This is a genomic window from Rhizobium sp. C1 (genome assembly GCF_021026335.1).
Lineage (GTDB): Bacteria > Pseudomonadota > Alphaproteobacteria > Rhizobiales > Rhizobiaceae > Ensifer_A.
The window spans coordinates 74193-91983 of sequence record NZ_JAJNCY010000011.1; the positions used below are offsets into that span (position 1 = coordinate 74193).

Consider the following 17791-nt stretch of genomic DNA (forward strand, 5'->3'; position numbering starts at 1 on the left):
CCCTCTTCTCGCCAAGGGGAGAAGAGGTGTTCAAGCCACCCCGATCCGAAGCAGATCGTGGAAGCCGATGATGCCGATGGCTTTTTGGCCTTCCACCACCAGCAGCGCCGAGATGTTGTGATCGTTGAGCATGGCCATGGCGCTCATGGCGAGCGTCTGGGGGGCAACGGTCTTCGGCCCACGTGTCATGATCTCTTCCACCTTCGTGTCGCGCAGATTGCGGCTCATGTTGCGGGCCATATCGCCATTGGTGACGATGCCGACCAGGCAACCTTCCGCATCGACCACGCCGACGCAGCCGAAACGCTTTTCAGAGAGCACCATCGCTGCATAAGGCACAAGGGTTCCCAGGCCTACGAGCGGGATTTCTTCGCCCGTATGCATGATTTCCGATACATGGGTGAGCGAAGCGCCAAGCTTGCCGCCCGGATGGAAAGTGCGGAAATCCGTCGCGGAAAAGCCCCGGGCCTCGAGGAGTGCGATCGCCAGCGCGTCACCCATGGAAAGCTGCATGGTCGTCGAGGTGGTAGGTGCGAGCCCGTGCGGGCAAGCCTCCTTCTCCTTCGGCAGCAGCAGAACGATATCGGCGGCTCGCGCCAGCGCCGATTTCTCCCCGGCGGTCACCGCAATCAGCGGGATCGAGAAGCGGCGTGAAAAGGCGATGATGCCTTGCATCTCGGCAGTCTCGCCGCCCCAGGAAAGCGCCAGTATCGTGTCGTCGCGGGTGATCATCCCGAGATCGCCGTGATTGGCCTCCGCAGGATGCACGAAGAAGGACGGCGTTCCGGTCGAGGCAAACGTCGCCGCAAGCTTGGAGCCGATATGACCGCTCTTGCCGACGCCAGTAACGATCACCCGGCCAGCGCTTTCGCCGATCAGCGTCACGGCCTTAGCAAACGCGCCGCCCAGCGGCCCGTCCATGGCGCGCGAGAGGGCTGCAAGGCCCGCCATTCCCGTCTCCACCGTGCGTTTGCCGGCCGCTGTGATATCGATCCGGTCGCTCGTAAATGGCTTGTCGATCATAGCTTCGCGCCTTTTGCACCCGCCTGCCTTCAACCGCGTTGGACGCGTCGGCTTCTCGCGGGAAATTCTGCCTTGAGCCTGCAACCATCGCGACAGGTCCGGGCAAGCGAGGTTCTATATAGTCTCTTCAGCGCGCCTGTCAAAACCCGAGATGTGCTGCACGTCGCAGTTCAGAAAGATCAAGTGTTTTTCCGTCTCCCGGTCGCCCGCGTCAACCGACTGTTTACCACGTTCAAATATTTTCTCTTTTATTGCCAAATCATACCGAAAGCCGTGCTGTCCCATGCCGACCGATCATCGTTCCATATTCCGCCTGTCGGTCCTGACGCGGTCTCTTCTCGCCGGCGTGGCAGCCGTCCTCGCAGGCACGGCTGCCGAGGCGCAGACGGTGGTGCCGGCGCCCGCCGTTCAGGATACGTCGGCCAGTTCCACGATGTCCGGCAGTCCCGCCGATCCGTCGACGAATTTTGCGCTGCGCACCGGCGACGCAACAGGCACGCCTGACGACGCGGCCACTGCGCCCGGCACGACGCAGCCGCGCCCGGCCGCGGTTTCAAGCGCAGCCCGCCCGGCAAGCCCGGCCCCGGACGAAATGTTCGGCCGTATGAACTTTCGCGAGCCGATGGACAACACGCGCACCGGCTCGATCGACAATCTGCGCCCCCGCCGCGAAGACATCGAAGCGCCGGGCGTCCGCGTCGGCACCTTCATCATTCGTCCGAGCGTGGGCGAAGGCATTGGCGTCGAAAGCACGACCTATGGCGGCGCCACAACCACGCGCAGCTTCCTGCAGACCACCGCGAAGGCCGACATCATTTCCGACTGGTCGCTGCACCAGCTCAGCATCTCCGCCGCCGGCGTCTGGCAGACCAATATCGGCGGCAGCGGCCAGACCAAGCCGACAGCCAATGTCGATGCCAAGCTCCGTCTCGATATCGACCGCCTCACCGTCGCCAATCTGACGGCGGGCTATAGCTTCGCCCGTGAAAGCTCGACGGACCCCAACTCGATCGTCGGCGCAACGACGCAATCGGGCGTCCACACCTTCAAGGCAGGCGCCGACGTCACGCGCGAATTCGGCAAGTTCCGCGGAACGGTCGCAGGAACGCTGACGCGCAACGTCTACACGGCCGCCACGCTGGCCGATGGTTCCCAGTTGTCCATGAGCGACCGCAACCAGACGATCCCGGAAGGTCGAGTTCGCCTCGGCTACCAGATCTCGCCCGCGATCACTCCGTTTGTCGAAGCTTCGCTCGGCCGCGCTATCAGCGACCAGACGCTGGACCGCAACGGCTACAACCGCAACGCCAATACCTATGCGGCGAAGGCCGGCGTCGAGCTGGATTTCACGGAAAAACTGCGCGGCGAAGTCGCAGTCGGCTACAAGCAGGTTCGTTACGTCGACTCCCGCCTTGCCAAGATCGACGCCTTCACCGTGGATGGAAAGGTAGACTGGTCGCCGATCCGCGGCACGAATGTCAATCTGACCTTGACCACGGGCATCGATCCCTCGACGACGGCAGGCGTCAGCGGCTCGACCTATCACACGATCAGCACGACCGTGTCGCAGCAGATGATCGACAACCTAGTGGCAACGCTCGGCGGCGCAGCGACCTATCGCCAGTTCGCGCCGACCGGCATCGCCTCCGACCAAACGGAATGGTCGGCGAATGCCGGTCTCGCCTGGTCGCTCAGCCGCTATATCGAACTCGCCGGTACGGTTGCCTGGAACTATACCGACGTGAAGACAGGCACGGACACGCGCTCGTGGAGCGCGCTGGCCGAGCTCAGGGTGAAGCGCTGATTATTTCAGCGTTGCGAGCAGCGCCTTGAGGTCAGCCTCGACACTCGTGCGGATGTCGTCGCGCGCCAGCGCATAGGCGACATTCGCCAGCACATAGCCTTCCTTCATACCACAGTCGAACGTGCGGCCCTTGAAGCGGTAGCCGTAGAATTCCTGGGTCTTGGCAAGCTTCAGCATGCCGTCGGTCAACTGGATTTCGTTGCCCGCGCCACGCTCCTGCGTCGACAGGATATGGAAGATTTCCGGCTGCAGGATATAGCGGCCGTTAATGTAGAGGTTGGAAGGAGCCGTTCCCTGCGGCGGCTTTTCGACCATGCCCGTGATCCGGAAGCCACCGTCCATCTCGTCGCCCACGCCGACGATTCCATACTTGTGTGCCAGCGCCGGATCGCATTCCTCGACCGCGACAATATTGCCACCCGTCTTGCTGAAGAGGTCCATCATGCCCTTCATGCAGGCGACATCGCCCTTCATCAGCATATCGGGCAGAAGCAGCGCAAAAGGCTCGTTGCCAATGATGTCACGAGCGCACCAGACGGCATGTCCGAGACCGAGCGCTTCCTGCTGGCGCGTGAAGCTCGCCGCGCCTGCCGGCAGACGGTGATGCTCGAGAAGCGAAAGCTCAGCCTTCTTGTTGCGTTCCTTCAGCGTCTGTTCGAGCTCGAACTGAATGTCGAAATAATCTTCGATCGCAGCCTTGTTTCGACCAGTCACGAAGACGAAATGTTCGATGCCGGCCTCGATCGCCTCATCAACGACATATTGCAGAACAGGCTTGTCGACGACGGTGATCATTTCCTTCGGCATGGCCTTGGTCGCCGGCAGCATGCGCGTGCCAAAACCTGCGACCGGGAAAACGGCTTTACGGACTTTATTCGACTGAGACATGAATTGGCCTTGTGCAAGAATATTACGCTTTGCAAGCTCTCGATAAGCTTGCATGTTTAAAAAACCAGGATTTGAACCCCCACTCCAAAACGAGACCTAACAAAAAATCTTCAGCATGGTAAAGAATTTGTTGAGGTCCTGTCTGTAAACTTGCGTGTCTCACCCGGTGTCCCAAACACAGGAGCGATCCAATGAAGCATGCAAAAGGCAATTCCATGACGTCCGCTCTTTTAGGCGGAATTACCGCCGCTTTTCTTGCGCTTGCGCCCACAGGCGCCTTTGCCGATGCCCGCTTCGAGAAATGGATACGTGCTTTCTATCCGGAAGCCGCAAAAGCCGGCATCACGGTCCAGACTTACAATGCCGCTTTTTCCGGCATTACCAATCCCGACCCGGATGTGCTTCAAAAGGCCCAGTATCAACCCGAGTTCACGACGCAGATATGGGATTATCTTGACAGCCGCGTGAACCCCTACACCGTCCGAATGGGCAAGGATGCTGAAGCGAAAAACATGCGCTCGCTTCAGTCCATCGAAAAATACTTCGGTGTCGATCGCAACATCCTCGTCGCCATCTGGTCGATGGAATCCAATTATGGCGCGATCCTCGGCAACACCGAAAAGCTGCATTATGTGCCCCAGGCGCTGGCGACGCTGGCCTATGCCGATCCCAAGCGCGCCGGCTATGCCAAGAAGCAGCTGATTGCGGCGCTCAAGATCATCCAGGCCGGCGACATCAAGCCGTCGGAGATGACCGGCTCCTGGGCCGGCGCCATGGGCCACACGCAATTCATCCCCACAAGCTACCTGATCTACGGCGTGGATGCGGATGGAAACGGCAAGCGCGATATCTGGCACTCCGTTCCCGATGCACTCGCCACCGCCGCCAATCTTCTGCACAAGAACGGCTGGCAGACCGGGCGCACCTGGGGTTACGAAGTTCTGGTGCCCGGCCGGGCCGCCACGCTTGACGGCAAGACGAAGACGATCGCGGAATGGGAGAAGCTTGGCTTCCGCCGCCCCAGCGATCGCGGCTTCAAGTTCAAGGACGAACGCGCAACCCTCAAGATGCCGGCAGGCGAAGGCGGGCCAGCCTTCCTGCTGACCAAGAATTTCTACGTCATCAAGCGCTACAACGCCTCCGACAATTATGCGCTGGGCGTCGGCATGCTGGCCGACCGGCTGGCCGGCTCTTCCGGTCTCGTCAAGACCTGGCCCCGCCCGGCGGGCGCTCTGGATGCGAATGAGAAGTTCGAAATCCAGTCCAGGCTCAAGGAACTCGGCTACTATAGCGGCGAAGTCGACGGCAATCTGGGCTCCGGTTCCAAGGCGGCAATCGAGGCGTTCATGAGGCGCAAGGGCCTGAATGGCGAACCCGAACCGTCGAAGAGCCTGCTGCAGCATCTCCGGCGCTGATCCGCAGCGTCTGCGGCAAAGGGTGCGGTGCGCGCCACTCTTGCCGTTTGATTGGCCTTCGTTCCATGATAAGACATCCGGCACGATGAAACGCGCCGGATTTTTCATGCCCAGACTGATGCCTGTCTGCCTTGCCGCCTCACTGGTGCTTGGCCTTTTTGCCGCCATGCTGGCCCTCAGCAGCCCGGCAAATGCCCAGGAACGGCATCGTACGCTTTTCGATCTCCTGTTCGGCAATTACCGCAAGGCACCGGAACAGACGGCGCCGGCAACCGCCCCGGCGAAGCGCAAGCCTAAACCGAAACCGAAGGCCGCCGCCTCATCCTCCTCCTCGATCATGAATGTCGGCACAAAAAAACCGGAGCAGCCGGTCCAGAAGCTGGACACGGCGCGGCACGTTCTGGTGCTCGGCGACTTTATGGCCAATTCGATCGGCGACGGGCTGCTCGACAGCTTTGCCAGCGAACCGGGCGTGGTGATCGATGAGAAGACAGATGGCGCATCGGGCCTGGTCCGCAACGACCACCGCGACTGGATCGCGGCCCTTCCCGGCTTGCTGGATGAGTTGAAGCCTGTCGCCGTCGTGATCGCGCTCGGCTCCAACGACCGCCAGAAGATGCTGATCGAGGGGACGCGCGAGGAGTTTCACACCGCGAAATGGACGACCGAATACGAACGTCGAATCGCCGAACTCACCTCTGTCGCCACGAAGCGCCAGATCCCGGTCTTCTGGGTCGGCGCGCCGCCTTTCCAGTCGCCGTCGCTCACCGCCGACATCGTCACGATCAACCTCATGCTGCGCCGTCAGGTGGAAGCGGCAGGCGGAACATTCATCGACATATGGGAAGGCTTCATCGACGCAGACGGCAAGTTCACCGCCACCGGCTCGGGCGTTGACGGGCAGCAGGCGCGCCTGCGCGGTTCCGATGGCGTCAGCCTGACAAAGGCCGGCCGCGCCAAGGCCGCCTTCTACGTCGAAAAACCGCTGCGCCGCATCCTCGGGGACACGGCAACCCAGGTACCCCTTGCGACCGCCAATCCGCCGATGTCGGACTTCGGCCTGCCCAACCTCTCCATGCCAACGGCCCCTACCCCGACCGTCATCACGCGCACAGAGCCGATCGCCATGACCGATCCGGCGCTCGACGGCAGCAATGCCCTTGCCGCACACACCGCGCCAGCGGCAAACGGCCTGCTGATCGCCCCCAGCGCCCGCGACCGCCTCGTCCTCCACGGCGACGCAGGCATACCACCGGCGGGCCGCGTGGACGACTACAAGATCAGAACAAAATAAAAAGCCGCCCCCGAAGGAGCGGCCTCTCAATTCTCCATGCCTGGCGCTATCAGCGCGGCAGGATGGTGGAACCCATCAGAGCCTCATCGATGGCAGCAGCAGCCTGACGGCCTTCGCGGATTGCCCAGACGACCAGCGACTGGCCGCGGCGCACGTCGCCCGCTGCCCAGAGCTTGTCGACCGAGGTCTTGTAGTCGCGCGTGTTGGCGATGACGTTCTGCGAGCCGCGCTTGTCGGTCGAGATCGCCATCTTGCCGTCGAGTTCCTTGACCACGCTGTCCGTGAACGGACCGCGGAAACCGATCGCGATGAAGGCAAGATCGGCCTTGATGATGAATTCCGTCCCGGCGATCGGCTTGCGCTTTTCATCCACCTGCACGCACTTCACACCCGTCAGGATGCCGTCTTCGCCGACGAATTCGAGCGTGCCGACCTGGAACTCGCGCACCGCGCCCTCCGCCTGCGAGGAGGACGTGCGCATCTTCGTCGCCCAATAGGGCCAGACGGCGAGCTTGTCTTCCTTCTCCGGCGGCTGCGGGCGGATGTCGAGCTGGGTGACGCGCACCGCACCCTGGCGGAACGCCGTGCCGACGCAGTCGGACGCCGTATCGCCACCGCCGACGACGACGACATGCTTGCCACCGGCGAGAATCGGGTCCGACGGCCAGCCGACGCTGTCGATGTCTTCGCGGCCGACGCGGCGGTTCTGCTGAACCAGATAGGGCATCGCGTCATGCACGCCGGCGAGATCGGCACCCGGAATGCCGGCTTCGCGCGGCGTTTCCGAACCACCGCAATAAAGCACGGCATCATGCTCGGCGATCAGCTTCTCGGCCGGGATATCGACGCCGATGTTGAAGCCGTAATGGAAGGTCACGCCCTCGCCCTGCATCTGCTCGACGCGGCGGTCGATGAAGTTCTTCTCCATCTTGAAATCCGGAATGCCATAGCGCAGCAGGCCGCCGGCCTTGGATTCGCGCTCATAGACATGGACCTCATGACCGGCGCGGGCGAGCTGCTGGGCAGCCGCCATGCCGGACGGACCGGAGCCGATGACGGCCACGCGCTTGCCGGTCTTCACCGTGGCCGGCTGCGGCACGATGTAACCAAGCTCATAGGCCTTGTCGGCAATCGCCTGTTCGACCGTCTTGATGGTGACCGGCACGTCTTCGAGGTTCAGCGTGCAGGCTTCCTCGCAGGGAGCCGGGCAGACGCGGCCGGTAAATTCCGGGAAATTGTTGGTCGAGTGGAGGTTCGCGATCGCTTCCTTCCACTTGCCGCTATAGACGAGGTCGTTCCAGTCCGGGATCTGGTTGTGAACCGGGCAGCCCGTATCACCATGACAGAAGGGAATGCCGCAATCCATGCAGCGGGCGGCCTGTTTCTGCACTTCCGCATCCGACATGGGGATCGTGAATTCGCGGAAATGGCGGATACGATCAGACGCCGTCTGATACTTCGCCACCTGCCGGTCGATTTCCAGAAAACCTGTTACCTTGCCCATCTTACTCCCACCTGTTTACCGGACCACAACGGCAGTGCCGGAGGCCGAAACCATCAGCATCGACCCGCTGGAACCGGTCGAAATCGTTTCATAGTCGATGTCGACACCGACAATTGCATTCGCACCGAGCCGGGCGGCTTCGCCCTGCAGCTCGGAAAGAGCGGTCTCGCGCGCATCGCGCAGAACTCGCTCGTAAGACCCGGATCGCCCGCCGACGATGTCGCGGATGCTGGCGAAGAAATCGCGAAACACGTTCGTTCCAAGGATCGCCTCGCCCGTGACGATGCCCTTGTACTCGACGATCTCGCGTCCTTCTATCGTGTTCGTCGTCGTGACGATCATTTAAAGCGTCCCCTCGGCGGCGCGGCCTCGCGCCTACTTCATCCAGTTCTCGACCCTCAGCCCCGGAACCCGGGAAAATTCATTTTCATTATTCGTCACCAGCACGGCGTCCAACGCCACTGCATGTGCCGCGATCCAGAGGTCATTTGGACCGATATTCTTTCCTTGCCTCAGCGCCAGCCGGATCTCGGCATAACGCTGATCTGCCGGTAGCTGCAGTGGTGCCACATAGAGGCGCCGCGTGACTGCCGATACCTTTTGCGTCAGCTCCTCGGAGCCGTTCTTCTTCACGCCATACCAGATCTCACCATGGGTGATGATGCTGATAAAAGCGTTCTCTTCCCCGACCTCGAGAAGCCGTTCGAACACCTTTCCACGCGGATCCCTCACGATCGCCGAAACGATGTTGGTATCGAGCATGTACCGCATCAGATCTCGACCTCATCGAGCAGCGTGAGGTCATCGTCGCTTTCGACGAAATCCTCTCCACTCCAGGCTTCCGCCTGCTTGAGATACTCGATCAGCCCGGCAGTTGCTGCCGTCCGCATCAGGATCGAGCCATCCGGTTGCTGCACCATCACGGCGCGATCACCTTCAAGATCAAATTCCTTCGGGATGCGAACAGCACGGCTTCGGCCATTCTTGAAGATGGCGACTGCAACCTCGCCACCTTCACCAGCGTCTTTCACATGCTCGTTCATATCAGGCTCCACCACTGTGATATGCCGGAAGCATATCACAACAAACGAAACCGGTGAACTTATTCCGCCGCGACACCCATCTTCATGCGTTCCATGTCCTCAAGCGCACGACGATATTCGACCGGCATGACCTTGCGGAACTTCGGACGATAGTCTGCCCAATGGTCAAGGATCGCCTTGGCCCGTGCCGACCCTGTGTAATGCAGGTGGTTGGCGATGAGCTGATAGAGGCGTTCCTCGTCATGGCGCGTCATGTCGCCGGAAACATCGACACGGCCCTTGTGCATGAGGTCGCCGCCATGGTGGTGCAGCTTCTCCAGCATGTCGTCCTCTTCCGGAACCGGCTCGAGCTCGACCATCGCCATGTTGCAGCGGCTGGCGAAATCGCCTTCCTCGTCCAGCACATAGGCGACACCGCCCGACATGCCGGCCGCGAAGTTGCGGCCCGTCTTGCCGATGACGACGACCACGCCGCCGGTCATGTATTCGCAGCCGTGGTCGCCCACGCCCTCGACAACGGCGACCGCACCGGAGTTGCGCACGGCGAAGCGTTCGCCGGCCACGCCGTTGAAGTAGCACTCGCCGGCGATTGCGCCGTAGAGAACCGTGTTGCCGACGATGATCGAGTTTTCAGCGACGATCTTCGTGTTTTCCGGCGGACGGACGATGATCTTGCCACCCGACAGGCCCTTGCCGACATAGTCGTTGCCGTCGCCGATGAGGCGGAAGGTCACGCCGCGGGCGAGGAAGGCCGCAAACGACTGACCGGCCGTGCCGCGCAGCGTCACGTCGATCGTATCGTCCTTGAGACCCTTGTGGCCGTAGCGCATCGCGACTTCGCCCGAGAGCATCGCGCCGGCGGACCGGTCGACGTTCTTGATCGTCACGTCGAAGGCGGTCGGCGTCTTGGACTCGAGCGCCGGCATGGCCTTCTCGATCAGCGTCCGGTCGAGAACATGCTCGATCGGGTGATGCTGGCGCGTCGTCCAGTAGGTCGCTTCCTTCGGCGCATCCACCTTGTGGAAGATGCGGCTGAAGTCGAGACCCTTGGCCTTCCAATGCGCGATCATCGCCTCCTGGCCGAGCATGTCGGTCTGGCCAATGATCTCGTCGAGCTTGGTGAAGCCCATCGAGGCGAGGATTTCGCGCACTTCCTCTGCAACGAAGAAGAAGAAGTTGATGACATGCTCCGGCGTACCCTTGAAGCGCTTGCGCAGGACCGGGTCCTGCGTCGCAACGCCGACGGGGCAGGTGTTGAGATGGCACTTGCGCATCATGATGCAGCCGGCGGCAATCAGCGGCGCGGTCGAGAAGCCGAACTCATCGGCGCCCAGAAGCGCACCGATGATGACGTCGCGGCCGGTCTTCAGACCGCCATCCACCTGCAGCGCAACGCGCGAGCGCAGGCCGTTGAGGACGAGCGTCTGATGTGTTTCGGCAAGGCCGATTTCCCACGGGCTGCCGGCATGCTTGAGCGAGGTGAGCGGCGATGCGCCCGTGCCGCCGTCGTAACCGGAAATCGTGATATGGTCGGCGCGCGCCTTGGCCACGCCGGCGGCAACCGTGCCGACGCCGACTTCCGAGACGAGCTTGACCGAGATATCGGCCTTAGGGTTGACGTTCTTCAGGTCGTAGATCAGCTGCGCCAGATCTTCGATCGAGTAGATGTCATGGTGCGGCGGCGGCGAGATGAGGCCGACGCCCGGCGTCGAGTGACGCGTCTTGGCAATCGTCGCATCCACCTTGTGGCCGGGCAGCTGACCGCCCTCGCCAGGCTTGGCACCCTGCGCGACCTTGATCTGCAGCATGTCGGCATTGACGAGATATTCGGTCGTCACGCCGAAGCGGCCGGAGGCGACCTGCTTGATCGCCGAGCGCTCCAGCGGCAGCGAGCCGTCGAGCTTCGGCAGGTAGCGCTCGGACTCTTCGCCGCCCTCGCCTGTGTTGGACTTGCCGCCGATCTTGTTCATGGCGATCGCCAGCGTCGTATGCGCCTCGCGGCTGATCGAGCCGAAGGACATGGCGCCCGTGGCGAAACGCTTGACGATCTCCACCGCCGGCTCGACCGCATCGAGCGCTACCGGTTGACGGCCGAGCGCTGCGGCATCCTTGATCGTGAAGAGACCGCGGATGGCGTTCATCTTCTGCGTCTGATCGTTCACCAGCGCGGAGAACTCGCTGAAGCGGTCGCGCGAGTTGCCGCGGGCCGCGTGCTGCAGCGAGGCAATCGCATCCGGCGTCCAGGCATGGCCTTCGCCACGCTTGCGGAAGGCATACTCGCCGCCGACATCAAGCGTGCCGGCCAGAACCGGATCGTTGCCGAAAGCCGACTCATGCCGTGCAACCGTCTCGCGGGCAATCTCTTCAAGGCCAACGCCCTCGATGGTCGTCGCCGTGCCGAAGAAGAACTTCTCGACCAGCTCCGACGACAGGCCGATGGCGTCGAAAATCTGCGCGCCGCAATAGGACTGGTAGGTCGAAATGCCCATCTTGGACATGACCTTGAGGATGCCCTTACCGACTGCCTTGATGTAGCGATAGACCACTTCCGAGGCGTCGACTTCCTTCGGGAATTCGCCGCGCGAATGCATGTCGGTCAGCGTATCGAAGGCGAGATAGGGGTTGATGGCTTCCGCGCCATAACCGGCCAGACAGCAGAAGTGATGCACTTCGCGCGGCTCGCCGCTCTCGACGACGAGACCAACCGAGGTGCGAAGCCCCTTGCGGATCAGGTGATGGTGCACGGCAGCGGTCGCCAGCAGCGCCGGGATCGCAATGCGGTCCGGCCCGATCTGACGGTCCGACAGGATGATGATGTTGTAGCCGCTGGTGACGGCCGCTTCGGCGCGCTCACACAGCCGCTCGATCATCGCTGGCATGCCTTCGGCACCCATCTCTGCTTCATAGGTGAAGTCGAGCGTCTTGGTGTCGAAACGGTCTTCCGTGTGGCCGATGGAGCGGATCTTCTCCAGATCGCCATTGGTCAGGATCGGCTGGCGCACTTCGAGACGCTTCGCCTTCGAGGCACCCTTGTGGTCGAGAATGTTCGGCCGCGGCCCGATGAAGGAAACGAGGCTCATGACCAGCTCTTCGCGGATCGGGTCGATCGGCGGGTTCGTCACCTGCGCGAAGTTCTGCTTGAAATAGGTGTAGAGCAGCTTCGACTTCGACGACATGGCCGAGATCGGCGTATCCGTACCCATCGAACCAATGGCTTCCTGGCCCGTCGTCGCCATCGGCGACATCAGGATCTTCGTGTCTTCGATCGTATATCCAAAGGCCTGCTGGCGATCCAGAAGCGAGACGTCGCGGCGCAGCGCGCGCGGTTCGACAGGCTTCAGGTCTTCCAGGATCAGCTGCGTATTGTCGAGCCAGCTGCGATAGGGATGCGCGTTCGCAAGCGAGGACTTGATTTCCTCGTCCGAGATGATGCGGCCTTCCTGCATGTCGATCAGCAGCATCTTGCCGGGCTGGAGACGCCACTTGGTGACGATCTTCTCTTCCTCAACGGGAAGAACGCCGGCTTCCGAGGCCATGATGACGCGATCGTCGGAGGTGACGATATAGCGGGCCGGACGCAGACCGTTGCGGTCAAGCGTGGCGCCAATCTGGCGGCCGTCGGTGAAGGCAACGGCAGCCGGACCGTCCCACGGCTCCATGAGGGCCGCGTGATATTCGTAGAATGCCTTGCGCTCCGGCGACATGGACTGGTTGCCCGCCCAGGCTTCCGGGATCAGCATCATGACGGCATGCGCCATGGAATAGCCGCCGCGCACGAGGAATTCGAGCGCGTTGTCGAAGCAGGCCGTGTCCGACTGACCTTCATAGGAGATCGGCCAGAGCTTGGAGATGTCCTCGCCGAAGAGCGGCGACGAAACGGAAGCCTGACGCGCCGCCATCCAGTTGACGTTGCCGCGCAGCGTGTTGATTTCGCCGTTATGGGCGACCATGCGATAGGGATGCGCCAGCTTCCACGACGGGAAGGTGTTGGTCGAGAAGCGCTGGTGCACGAGGCAGACGGCGCTTTCGAAGCGCGGGTCCGACAGGTCCTTGTAATAGGCGCCGACCTGATAGGCCAGGAACATGCCCTTGTAGACGATGGTCGAGGCCGACAGCGACACCGGATAGAAGTCGCGGTTTTCCTGCCCGCCGCCTTCGTTGTAGATGCGGTTGGAAATCACCTTGCGCAGCAGGAAGAGGCTGCGCTCGAACTCGACAGCAGATGCCACGCCGGCACCCATGCCGATGAAGACCTGCACATGGTGCGGCTCGGTCGCGGCAATGTCGGGCGCCTTGGAGAGGGAGGAATTGTCGACCGGAACATCGCGGAAGCCGAGGAGCACCTGGCCCTCTTCCGCGATCACCTCGCCGATGACCTTCTTGAAATGGTCGATCTGGTCGCCTTCGCGCGGCATGAAGATGTGGCCGACGGCATATTCGCCAGCCTTCGGCAGGGTGATGCCCTGCTTTGCCATCTCTTCACGGAAGAAACGGTCCGGGATCTGCACCAGAATGCCCGCACCATCGCCCATCAGCGGGTCGGCACCGACCGCACCGCGATGCGTCAGGTTTTCCAGCATGAACAGACCATCCTTGACGATCTGATGCGACTTCACACCCTTCATATGCGCGACAAAGCCGACGCCGCAGGCGTCATGCTCGTTTGCGGGGTCGTAGAGACCTTGAGCGTCCGGCAGTTTTCGGGCGAAGGCGCGGGTTTTCGTGGCCGTGGTCTCACCAGCCGCGATGTCTACACCCATGACCTGAGATGGCGACAAATCCGTCATCGTCCTTCCTCCAAAAACCGGTCCGCACGCGCGGACGCCCCTGTTCATTTCCTTGATGCAGCGAGACGCCGCATCCCTCATGATCTTGCCGCACAATGACTGCGACAGTCACCTATTGAGCATCCCTCAGCATCGCCTGTCCCGTCATACGGCGCAGGAACCTCGGAATTCTCATGCCTTGATTGATGCCCTTCAGCGGACTTTATCATCCGCAAGTGACGATCGGACTATAGCGCGAATTATCGCTGTTTCCAGCGTTTTTGCCGCGTCTTCGGCCCTTCAAGACCGAAATAGGACAGCAAACCTGTCCTATTTCATCGGTTCTATGCCAGAAACACGCCGAAGCTGCAAGAGCCTTGAGGCAAAATATTAACGCCAAAACGCACAAGCTTTCGTAAAATTACAGCGTGACGAAATTAAATTTCGAAAGGCTTTCGAGGATGATCGGAATATTACCATTTGGTCAAATTTCGAGGTTTCCCGCTCCTCCCGGTGGCCGCCCCCGGAACAATTGATTAATGTCCCCACAAACCCCTGCGCGACGATACGGACAAGGCCGGATTTTACGATGTTTTTTGCCTCCGATAACTGGGCCGGCGCCCATCCGAAGATTGCCCACCGGCTGACCACGGAAGCCGGCGGCTTCGCCTCGGCCTATGGCACGTCCGCGCTCGACAAGAAGGTCGAGCAGACCTTCAATGACATCTTCGAACGTGAGGTCGCGGTCTTTTTCGTGTCGACGGGAACGGCCGCCAATTCGCTCGCGCTGGCGAGCGTCGGCAAGCCGGGCGGCGTGATTTTTTGCCACGACAGCGCGCATGTCTTCTGCGACGAATGCGGCGCGCCCGGCTTTTTCTCCAGCGCCGCCCGCCTCTCGCCCATCGCAGGCAAGGATGGCAAGATCGATCCGGTGAGCCTGGAACGCGGCATCCGCGCCGTGCCCCCCGCCTTCATCCATGCCGGCCAGCCCATGGCCGTCACGGTCACGCAATCGACCGAATCCGGCACGCTCTATTCTCTGGAAGAGATCGAGCGCATCGCCGGCATCGCCAGGAGCCACGACATTCCGCTCCACATGGATGGCGCCCGTTTTGCCAATGCGCTGACGGCGCTTGATGTCTCGCCCGCCGAAATGACCTGGAAGCGCGGTATTGATATCCTGTCCTTCGGCGCGACCAAGAACGGCTGCTGGTGCGCCGAAGCCATCGTGTTCATGAACCCGGAACAGGCCCGCCAGCTCCCCTTCATCCGCAAGCAGTCGGCACAGCTCTTCTCCAAGACGCGCTTTGTCGCCGCTCAGTTCGAAGCCTATTTCGAAGACGGTTTATGGCTGGAACTTGCAGCGCACGCCAATGCCATGGCCGACCGCTTGCGCGCCGGCATCGCGGCAAGCAACCACGCCCGGGCCGCCTGGCACACGAGCGCCAATGAAGTTTTCGCCATCATCCGCAACGACGCCTCGAAGCGGCTGCGCGACGCCAACGCGCAGTTTTACGACTGGCACGAAATCCCCGAGCATCTGCACGAGGCGATCGCACCCGACGAGACGCTGGTGCGCCTCGTCACCGCTTTCGCCACGGAAGCGTCCGAAGTTGACCGGTTCATCGAAATTCTCGGGTAACTGCAAGATCACGCGACGCTCACGATTCTCGTGTCCCAGATGACGCGGACGTCACGCCGCGATCACACGCTGTTTATCGCGAGATAAACGCAGGTTGATTTCCATTTTAACAGGAGATGTGACAGTTTCTTCTCACCGGACCAGAGGGGCTCCGGCGGCGGGAATTTCAGCCTCGCCGAACCCGACACAATTTGAGGAGAATACATAATGTCCACCAAGACCGTAATCGGCGCATCCGCAGTTGCCAGCGCTCTCATGATGGCAGTTTCCGCCACCACCTTCGTCTCGTCCGTCACCGCGGCGGCCGCAGATGACGCCAAGGAAAAGTGCTTCGGCGTTGCCATGGCTGGCAAGAACGACTGCGCGGCCGGCCCCGGGACGACCTGCGCCGGCACCTCCAAGGTCGACTACCAGGGCAATTCCTGGAAATACGTCGCCAAGGGCACCTGCACCACGATGAAGCTGCCGGGCGACCGCAAGGGCTCGCTGGAAGCGCTGAAGCGCGACCTCCCGGCCTGATGACAGGCTGAAACGGGCCTGAAAAGACCGGCGGAGAGTATTGCGTCTCCGCAAGCCGGGACCGCCAGCAAATCGCGTCGATGCCTCGGCCGCCGGTGGGTTTTCAACCACCGGCAACGAGAAGGCAGCGGCATCGGCCATTCAATCCGGCGTCCGGGCCTCCCCGGCTGGGGTGCCGGTTTTTTATGACCAGAACCATTTGAAGGAAGATCAACATGAAACCGGAAGGTCTTGGCCACCCTGCCCGAAACGGCAAGACATTGCCCGCTCGCGCCGGAGCCGGCTTCAAGTCCGTTCATGCCGACGCGATCCTCGCAGACAGCTACCGGATCGGTTTCCTGGAAGTGCATGCGGAGAATTACATGGGGGCTGGCGGTCATCCGCACCGCCTGTTGGCCCGCATGCGGGAGCAATTTCCGCTCTCCGTGCATGGCGTCGGACTGTCCATCGGGTCCGAGAACGGCATCGACGCCATGCACCTTTCGCGCCTGAAATCCGTTGTCGACCGCTATCAGCCCGAACAGGTGTCCGAACACCTCGCCTGGTCCACCCATGACGACAGCTATTTCAACGACCTTCTGCCGGTGCCCTACGACCGCGAAACGCTGACCCGTGTCTGCGATCATATAGACACGGTCCAGTCTGCTCTAGGCCGGAAGATCCTGCTCGAGAACCCCTCGACCTATGCGATCTTCGAACGCTCGACCATGAGCGAAACCGATTTCATCCGCGAGATTGCCCGCCGCACCGGCTGCGGCCTGCTGCTCGACGTCAACAACGTGCTGGTGTCTTCGGTCAACAACCGCTTCAAGCCGCTCATGTATCTGCACGATTTCCCGCTCGATCTGGTCGAGGAAATCCATCTTGCCGGCCACGCGGAAGATGAGGACGAAGACGGCGGGCGCCTCCTGATCGACGCCCACGACCGCCCCGTAGATGACGACGTCTGGCGCCTCTACGATATCGTGATCAGCCAGACAGGCCCGCTGCCGACCCTCATCGAGTGGGACAATGACGTTCCCGACTGGCCGGTGCTCCGTCGCGAGGCGCAAGCCGCTGACGCGATCCTGGCCCGGCACGCGACCACCTATCTGATGGGCGCCCGCCATGGCTAGTGCTCCATCCTCTCGGCAACAGGCCTTCGCGGCCGCGCTTCTCGATCCGGATCGCGACATCCCGGAAGGCCTCGTGACGCCAGACGGCCAGCCGGCCGCCAGGCGCTTCGGCATCTACCGCAATAACGTGACCGTCAGCCTCGTCAACGCGCTGTCGGAAGTCTTCCCGACCGTCCAGAACCTCGTCGGCGAAGAGTTCTTCCGCGCGATGGCCAGACTTTACGTGCAGGAGAACCTGCCGACCTCGCGCCTGCTTTTCGAATACGGTGCTAGCTTCCCGGCCTTCATCGGCCAGTTCGAGCCCGCTGCCGACCTGCCCTTCCTGCCTGATGTCGCCCGGCTGGAGCGCCTCTGGCTCGACAGTTTCCACGCCGCCGACGCCGCGCCTCTCGATGGAACCATTCTCCAGCGTGTCCCGCCCGAACAGCTTGCCGGATTGACCTTCGGCACTCATCCCGCGACGCGCCTGTTTCGCGGCAATCACGCGGCCGTCACCATCATGGCCCGCGACCGCGCCGGCGAACCGCTGGACGGCCTCGATCCGTTTGTTGCGGAAGACGGGCTGATCACCCGCCCCGCCTTTGACCCCGAAATCCGCCATCTGCCGCAAGGCGGGGCGGATTTCATCGGCCTCCTCATGGAGGGGCACACGCTTGGCGAGGCGGCGGGCGCTGCCCTCTCCGCCGATTCCAATTTCAACCTGCCGGCCGCCATTTCGGCCATCATCGAGGCAGGCGCATTTTCAAAGGTCCTTTTTGAGGGGATGGAGGTTTCCTGA

At 61.8% G+C, this 17791-nt stretch carries 14 protein-coding genes; 7 read left to right on the forward strand and 7 right to left on the reverse strand.

Going from position 1 to position 17791, the window contains the following annotated elements; translation table 11 throughout:
• Nucleotides 1-30: 30 nt before the first annotated feature.
• The gene (locus LQK83_RS19385) at nucleotides 31-1023 is read right to left on the reverse strand and encodes a KpsF/GutQ family sugar-phosphate isomerase (RefSeq protein WP_230839069.1); all 993 of its coding nucleotides are present in this window, start codon (nucleotides 1021-1023) and stop codon (nucleotides 31-33) included.
• 283 nt (nucleotides 1024-1306) lie between these two features.
• Between LQK83_RS19385 and LQK83_RS19390 the strand changes: the two genes are divergently transcribed.
• On the forward strand, nucleotides 1307-2827 hold the full coding sequence (locus LQK83_RS19390; protein WP_230839071.1) for an outer membrane beta-barrel protein: 1521 nt from the start codon (nucleotides 1307-1309) through the stop codon (nucleotides 2825-2827).
• Here LQK83_RS19390 and galU read toward each other — a convergent pair whose 3' ends face one another.
• A complete protein-coding gene (gene galU, locus LQK83_RS19395) occupies nucleotides 2828-3715 on the reverse strand; it encodes a UTP--glucose-1-phosphate uridylyltransferase GalU (protein WP_230839072.1) in 888 nt (295 codons plus the stop codon).
• A 191-nt stretch (nucleotides 3716-3906) separates the two neighbouring features.
• On the opposite strand from galU, the gene LQK83_RS19400 reads away from it, so the two are divergent.
• Both LQK83_RS19400 and LQK83_RS19405 read left to right on the forward strand, forming a co-directional pair.
• The gene (locus LQK83_RS19400) at nucleotides 3907-5130 is read left to right on the forward strand and encodes a lytic murein transglycosylase (RefSeq protein WP_442966799.1); all 1224 of its coding nucleotides are present in this window, start codon (nucleotides 3907-3909) and stop codon (nucleotides 5128-5130) included.
• 106 nt (nucleotides 5131-5236) lie between these two features.
• The gene (locus LQK83_RS19405) at nucleotides 5237-6424 is read left to right on the forward strand and encodes an SGNH/GDSL hydrolase family protein (RefSeq protein WP_230839073.1); all 1188 of its coding nucleotides are present in this window, start codon (nucleotides 5237-5239) and stop codon (nucleotides 6422-6424) included.
• Between the two features lie 49 nt (nucleotides 6425-6473).
• Here the strand turns inward: LQK83_RS19405 and LQK83_RS19410 are convergent, their stop codons facing one another.
• Genes LQK83_RS19410 through gltB form a run of 5 tightly spaced genes read right to left on the reverse strand, consistent with a single transcriptional unit; the run spans nucleotide 6474 to nucleotide 13758 of the window.
• Complete coding sequence (locus LQK83_RS19410; protein WP_230839075.1) at nucleotides 6474-7928, reverse strand: glutamate synthase subunit beta; 1455 nt, start codon at nucleotides 7926-7928, stop codon at nucleotides 6474-6476.
• A gap of 15 nt (nucleotides 7929-7943) precedes the next feature.
• Nucleotides 7944-8270, reverse strand: coding sequence for a heavy metal-binding domain-containing protein (locus LQK83_RS19415; protein WP_230839077.1), 327 nt, complete (start codon nucleotides 8268-8270; stop codon nucleotides 7944-7946).
• 33 nt (nucleotides 8271-8303) lie between these two features.
• Nucleotides 8304-8699, reverse strand: coding sequence for a type II toxin-antitoxin system VapC family toxin (locus LQK83_RS19420; protein ID WP_442966800.1), 396 nt, complete (start codon nucleotides 8697-8699; stop codon nucleotides 8304-8306).
• Nucleotides 8699-8971 carry an antitoxin gene (locus LQK83_RS19425; RefSeq protein WP_230839081.1) on the reverse strand — a complete coding sequence of 91 codons (273 nt, stop codon included), beginning with the start codon at nucleotides 8969-8971 and terminating at the stop codon, nucleotides 8699-8701. Before LQK83_RS19425 ends, LQK83_RS19420 begins: the two co-directional genes overlap by 1 nt.
• 59 nt (nucleotides 8972-9030) lie before the next feature.
• Nucleotides 9031-13758 (reverse strand): glutamate synthase large subunit, encoded by a 4728-nt coding sequence (gene gltB / locus LQK83_RS19430; RefSeq protein WP_230839083.1) that lies wholly within the window; start codon nucleotides 13756-13758, stop codon nucleotides 9031-9033.
• A gap of 568 nt (nucleotides 13759-14326) precedes the next feature.
• Here gltB and LQK83_RS19435 point away from each other — a divergent pair.
• The 4 genes from LQK83_RS19435 (at nucleotide 14327) to LQK83_RS19450 (ending at nucleotide 17791) form a co-directional block, all read left to right on the forward strand.
• Nucleotides 14327-15379, forward strand: coding sequence for a threonine aldolase family protein (locus tag LQK83_RS19435; RefSeq protein WP_230839084.1), 1053 nt, complete (start codon nucleotides 14327-14329; stop codon nucleotides 15377-15379).
• A 207-nt stretch (nucleotides 15380-15586) separates the two neighbouring features.
• Nucleotides 15587-15898 (forward strand): BufA1 family periplasmic bufferin-type metallophore, encoded by a 312-nt coding sequence (locus LQK83_RS19440; RefSeq protein ID WP_230839085.1) that lies wholly within the window; start codon nucleotides 15587-15589, stop codon nucleotides 15896-15898.
• 215 nt (nucleotides 15899-16113) lie between these two features.
• Nucleotides 16114-17013: an MNIO family bufferin maturase gene (gene bufB, locus LQK83_RS19445; RefSeq protein ID WP_230839087.1), complete on the forward strand. Its 900-nt coding sequence runs from the start codon at nucleotides 16114-16116 to the stop codon at nucleotides 17011-17013.
• Complete coding sequence (locus tag LQK83_RS19450) at nucleotides 17006-17791, forward strand: HvfC/BufC N-terminal domain-containing protein (RefSeq protein ID WP_230839088.1); 786 nt, start codon at nucleotides 17006-17008, stop codon at nucleotides 17789-17791. Before bufB ends, LQK83_RS19450 begins: the two co-directional genes overlap by 8 nt.

Coding starts and splice junctions, on each gene's coding strand:
- LQK83_RS19425 (WP_230839081.1), bottom strand. CDS start 8,971: ATGAACGAGCATGTGAAAGACGCTGGTGAAGGTGGCGAGGTTGCAGTC.
- LQK83_RS19440 (WP_230839085.1), top strand. CDS start 15,587: ATGTCCACCAAGACCGTAATCGGCGCATCCGCAGTTGCCAGCGCTCTC.
- bufB (WP_230839087.1), top strand. CDS start 16,114: ATGAAACCGGAAGGTCTTGGCCACCCTGCCCGAAACGGCAAGACATTG.
- LQK83_RS19435 (WP_230839084.1), top strand. CDS start 14,327: ATGTTTTTTGCCTCCGATAACTGGGCCGGCGCCCATCCGAAGATTGCC.
- LQK83_RS19420 (WP_442966800.1), bottom strand. CDS start 8,699: ATGCGGTACATGCTCGATACCAACATCGTTTCGGCGATCGTGAGGGAT.
- LQK83_RS19410 (WP_230839075.1), bottom strand. CDS start 7,928: ATGGGCAAGGTAACAGGTTTTCTGGAAATCGACCGGCAGGTGGCGAAG.
- LQK83_RS19385 (WP_230839069.1), bottom strand. CDS start 1,023: ATGATCGACAAGCCATTTACGAGCGACCGGATCGATATCACAGCGGCC.
- LQK83_RS19390 (WP_230839071.1), top strand. CDS start 1,307: ATGCCGACCGATCATCGTTCCATATTCCGCCTGTCGGTCCTGACGCGG.
- LQK83_RS19405 (WP_230839073.1), top strand. CDS start 5,237: ATGCCCAGACTGATGCCTGTCTGCCTTGCCGCCTCACTGGTGCTTGGC.
- LQK83_RS19450 (WP_230839088.1), top strand. CDS start 17,006: ATGGCTAGTGCTCCATCCTCTCGGCAACAGGCCTTCGCGGCCGCGCTT.
- LQK83_RS19415 (WP_230839077.1), bottom strand. CDS start 8,270: ATGATCGTCACGACGACGAACACGATAGAAGGACGCGAGATCGTCGAG.
- LQK83_RS19400 (WP_442966799.1), top strand. CDS start 3,907: ATGAAGCATGCAAAAGGCAATTCCATGACGTCCGCTCTTTTAGGCGGA.
- gltB (WP_230839083.1), bottom strand. CDS start 13,758: ATGACGGATTTGTCGCCATCTCAGGTCATGGGTGTAGACATCGCGGCT.
- galU (WP_230839072.1), bottom strand. CDS start 3,715: ATGTCTCAGTCGAATAAAGTCCGTAAAGCCGTTTTCCCGGTCGCAGGT.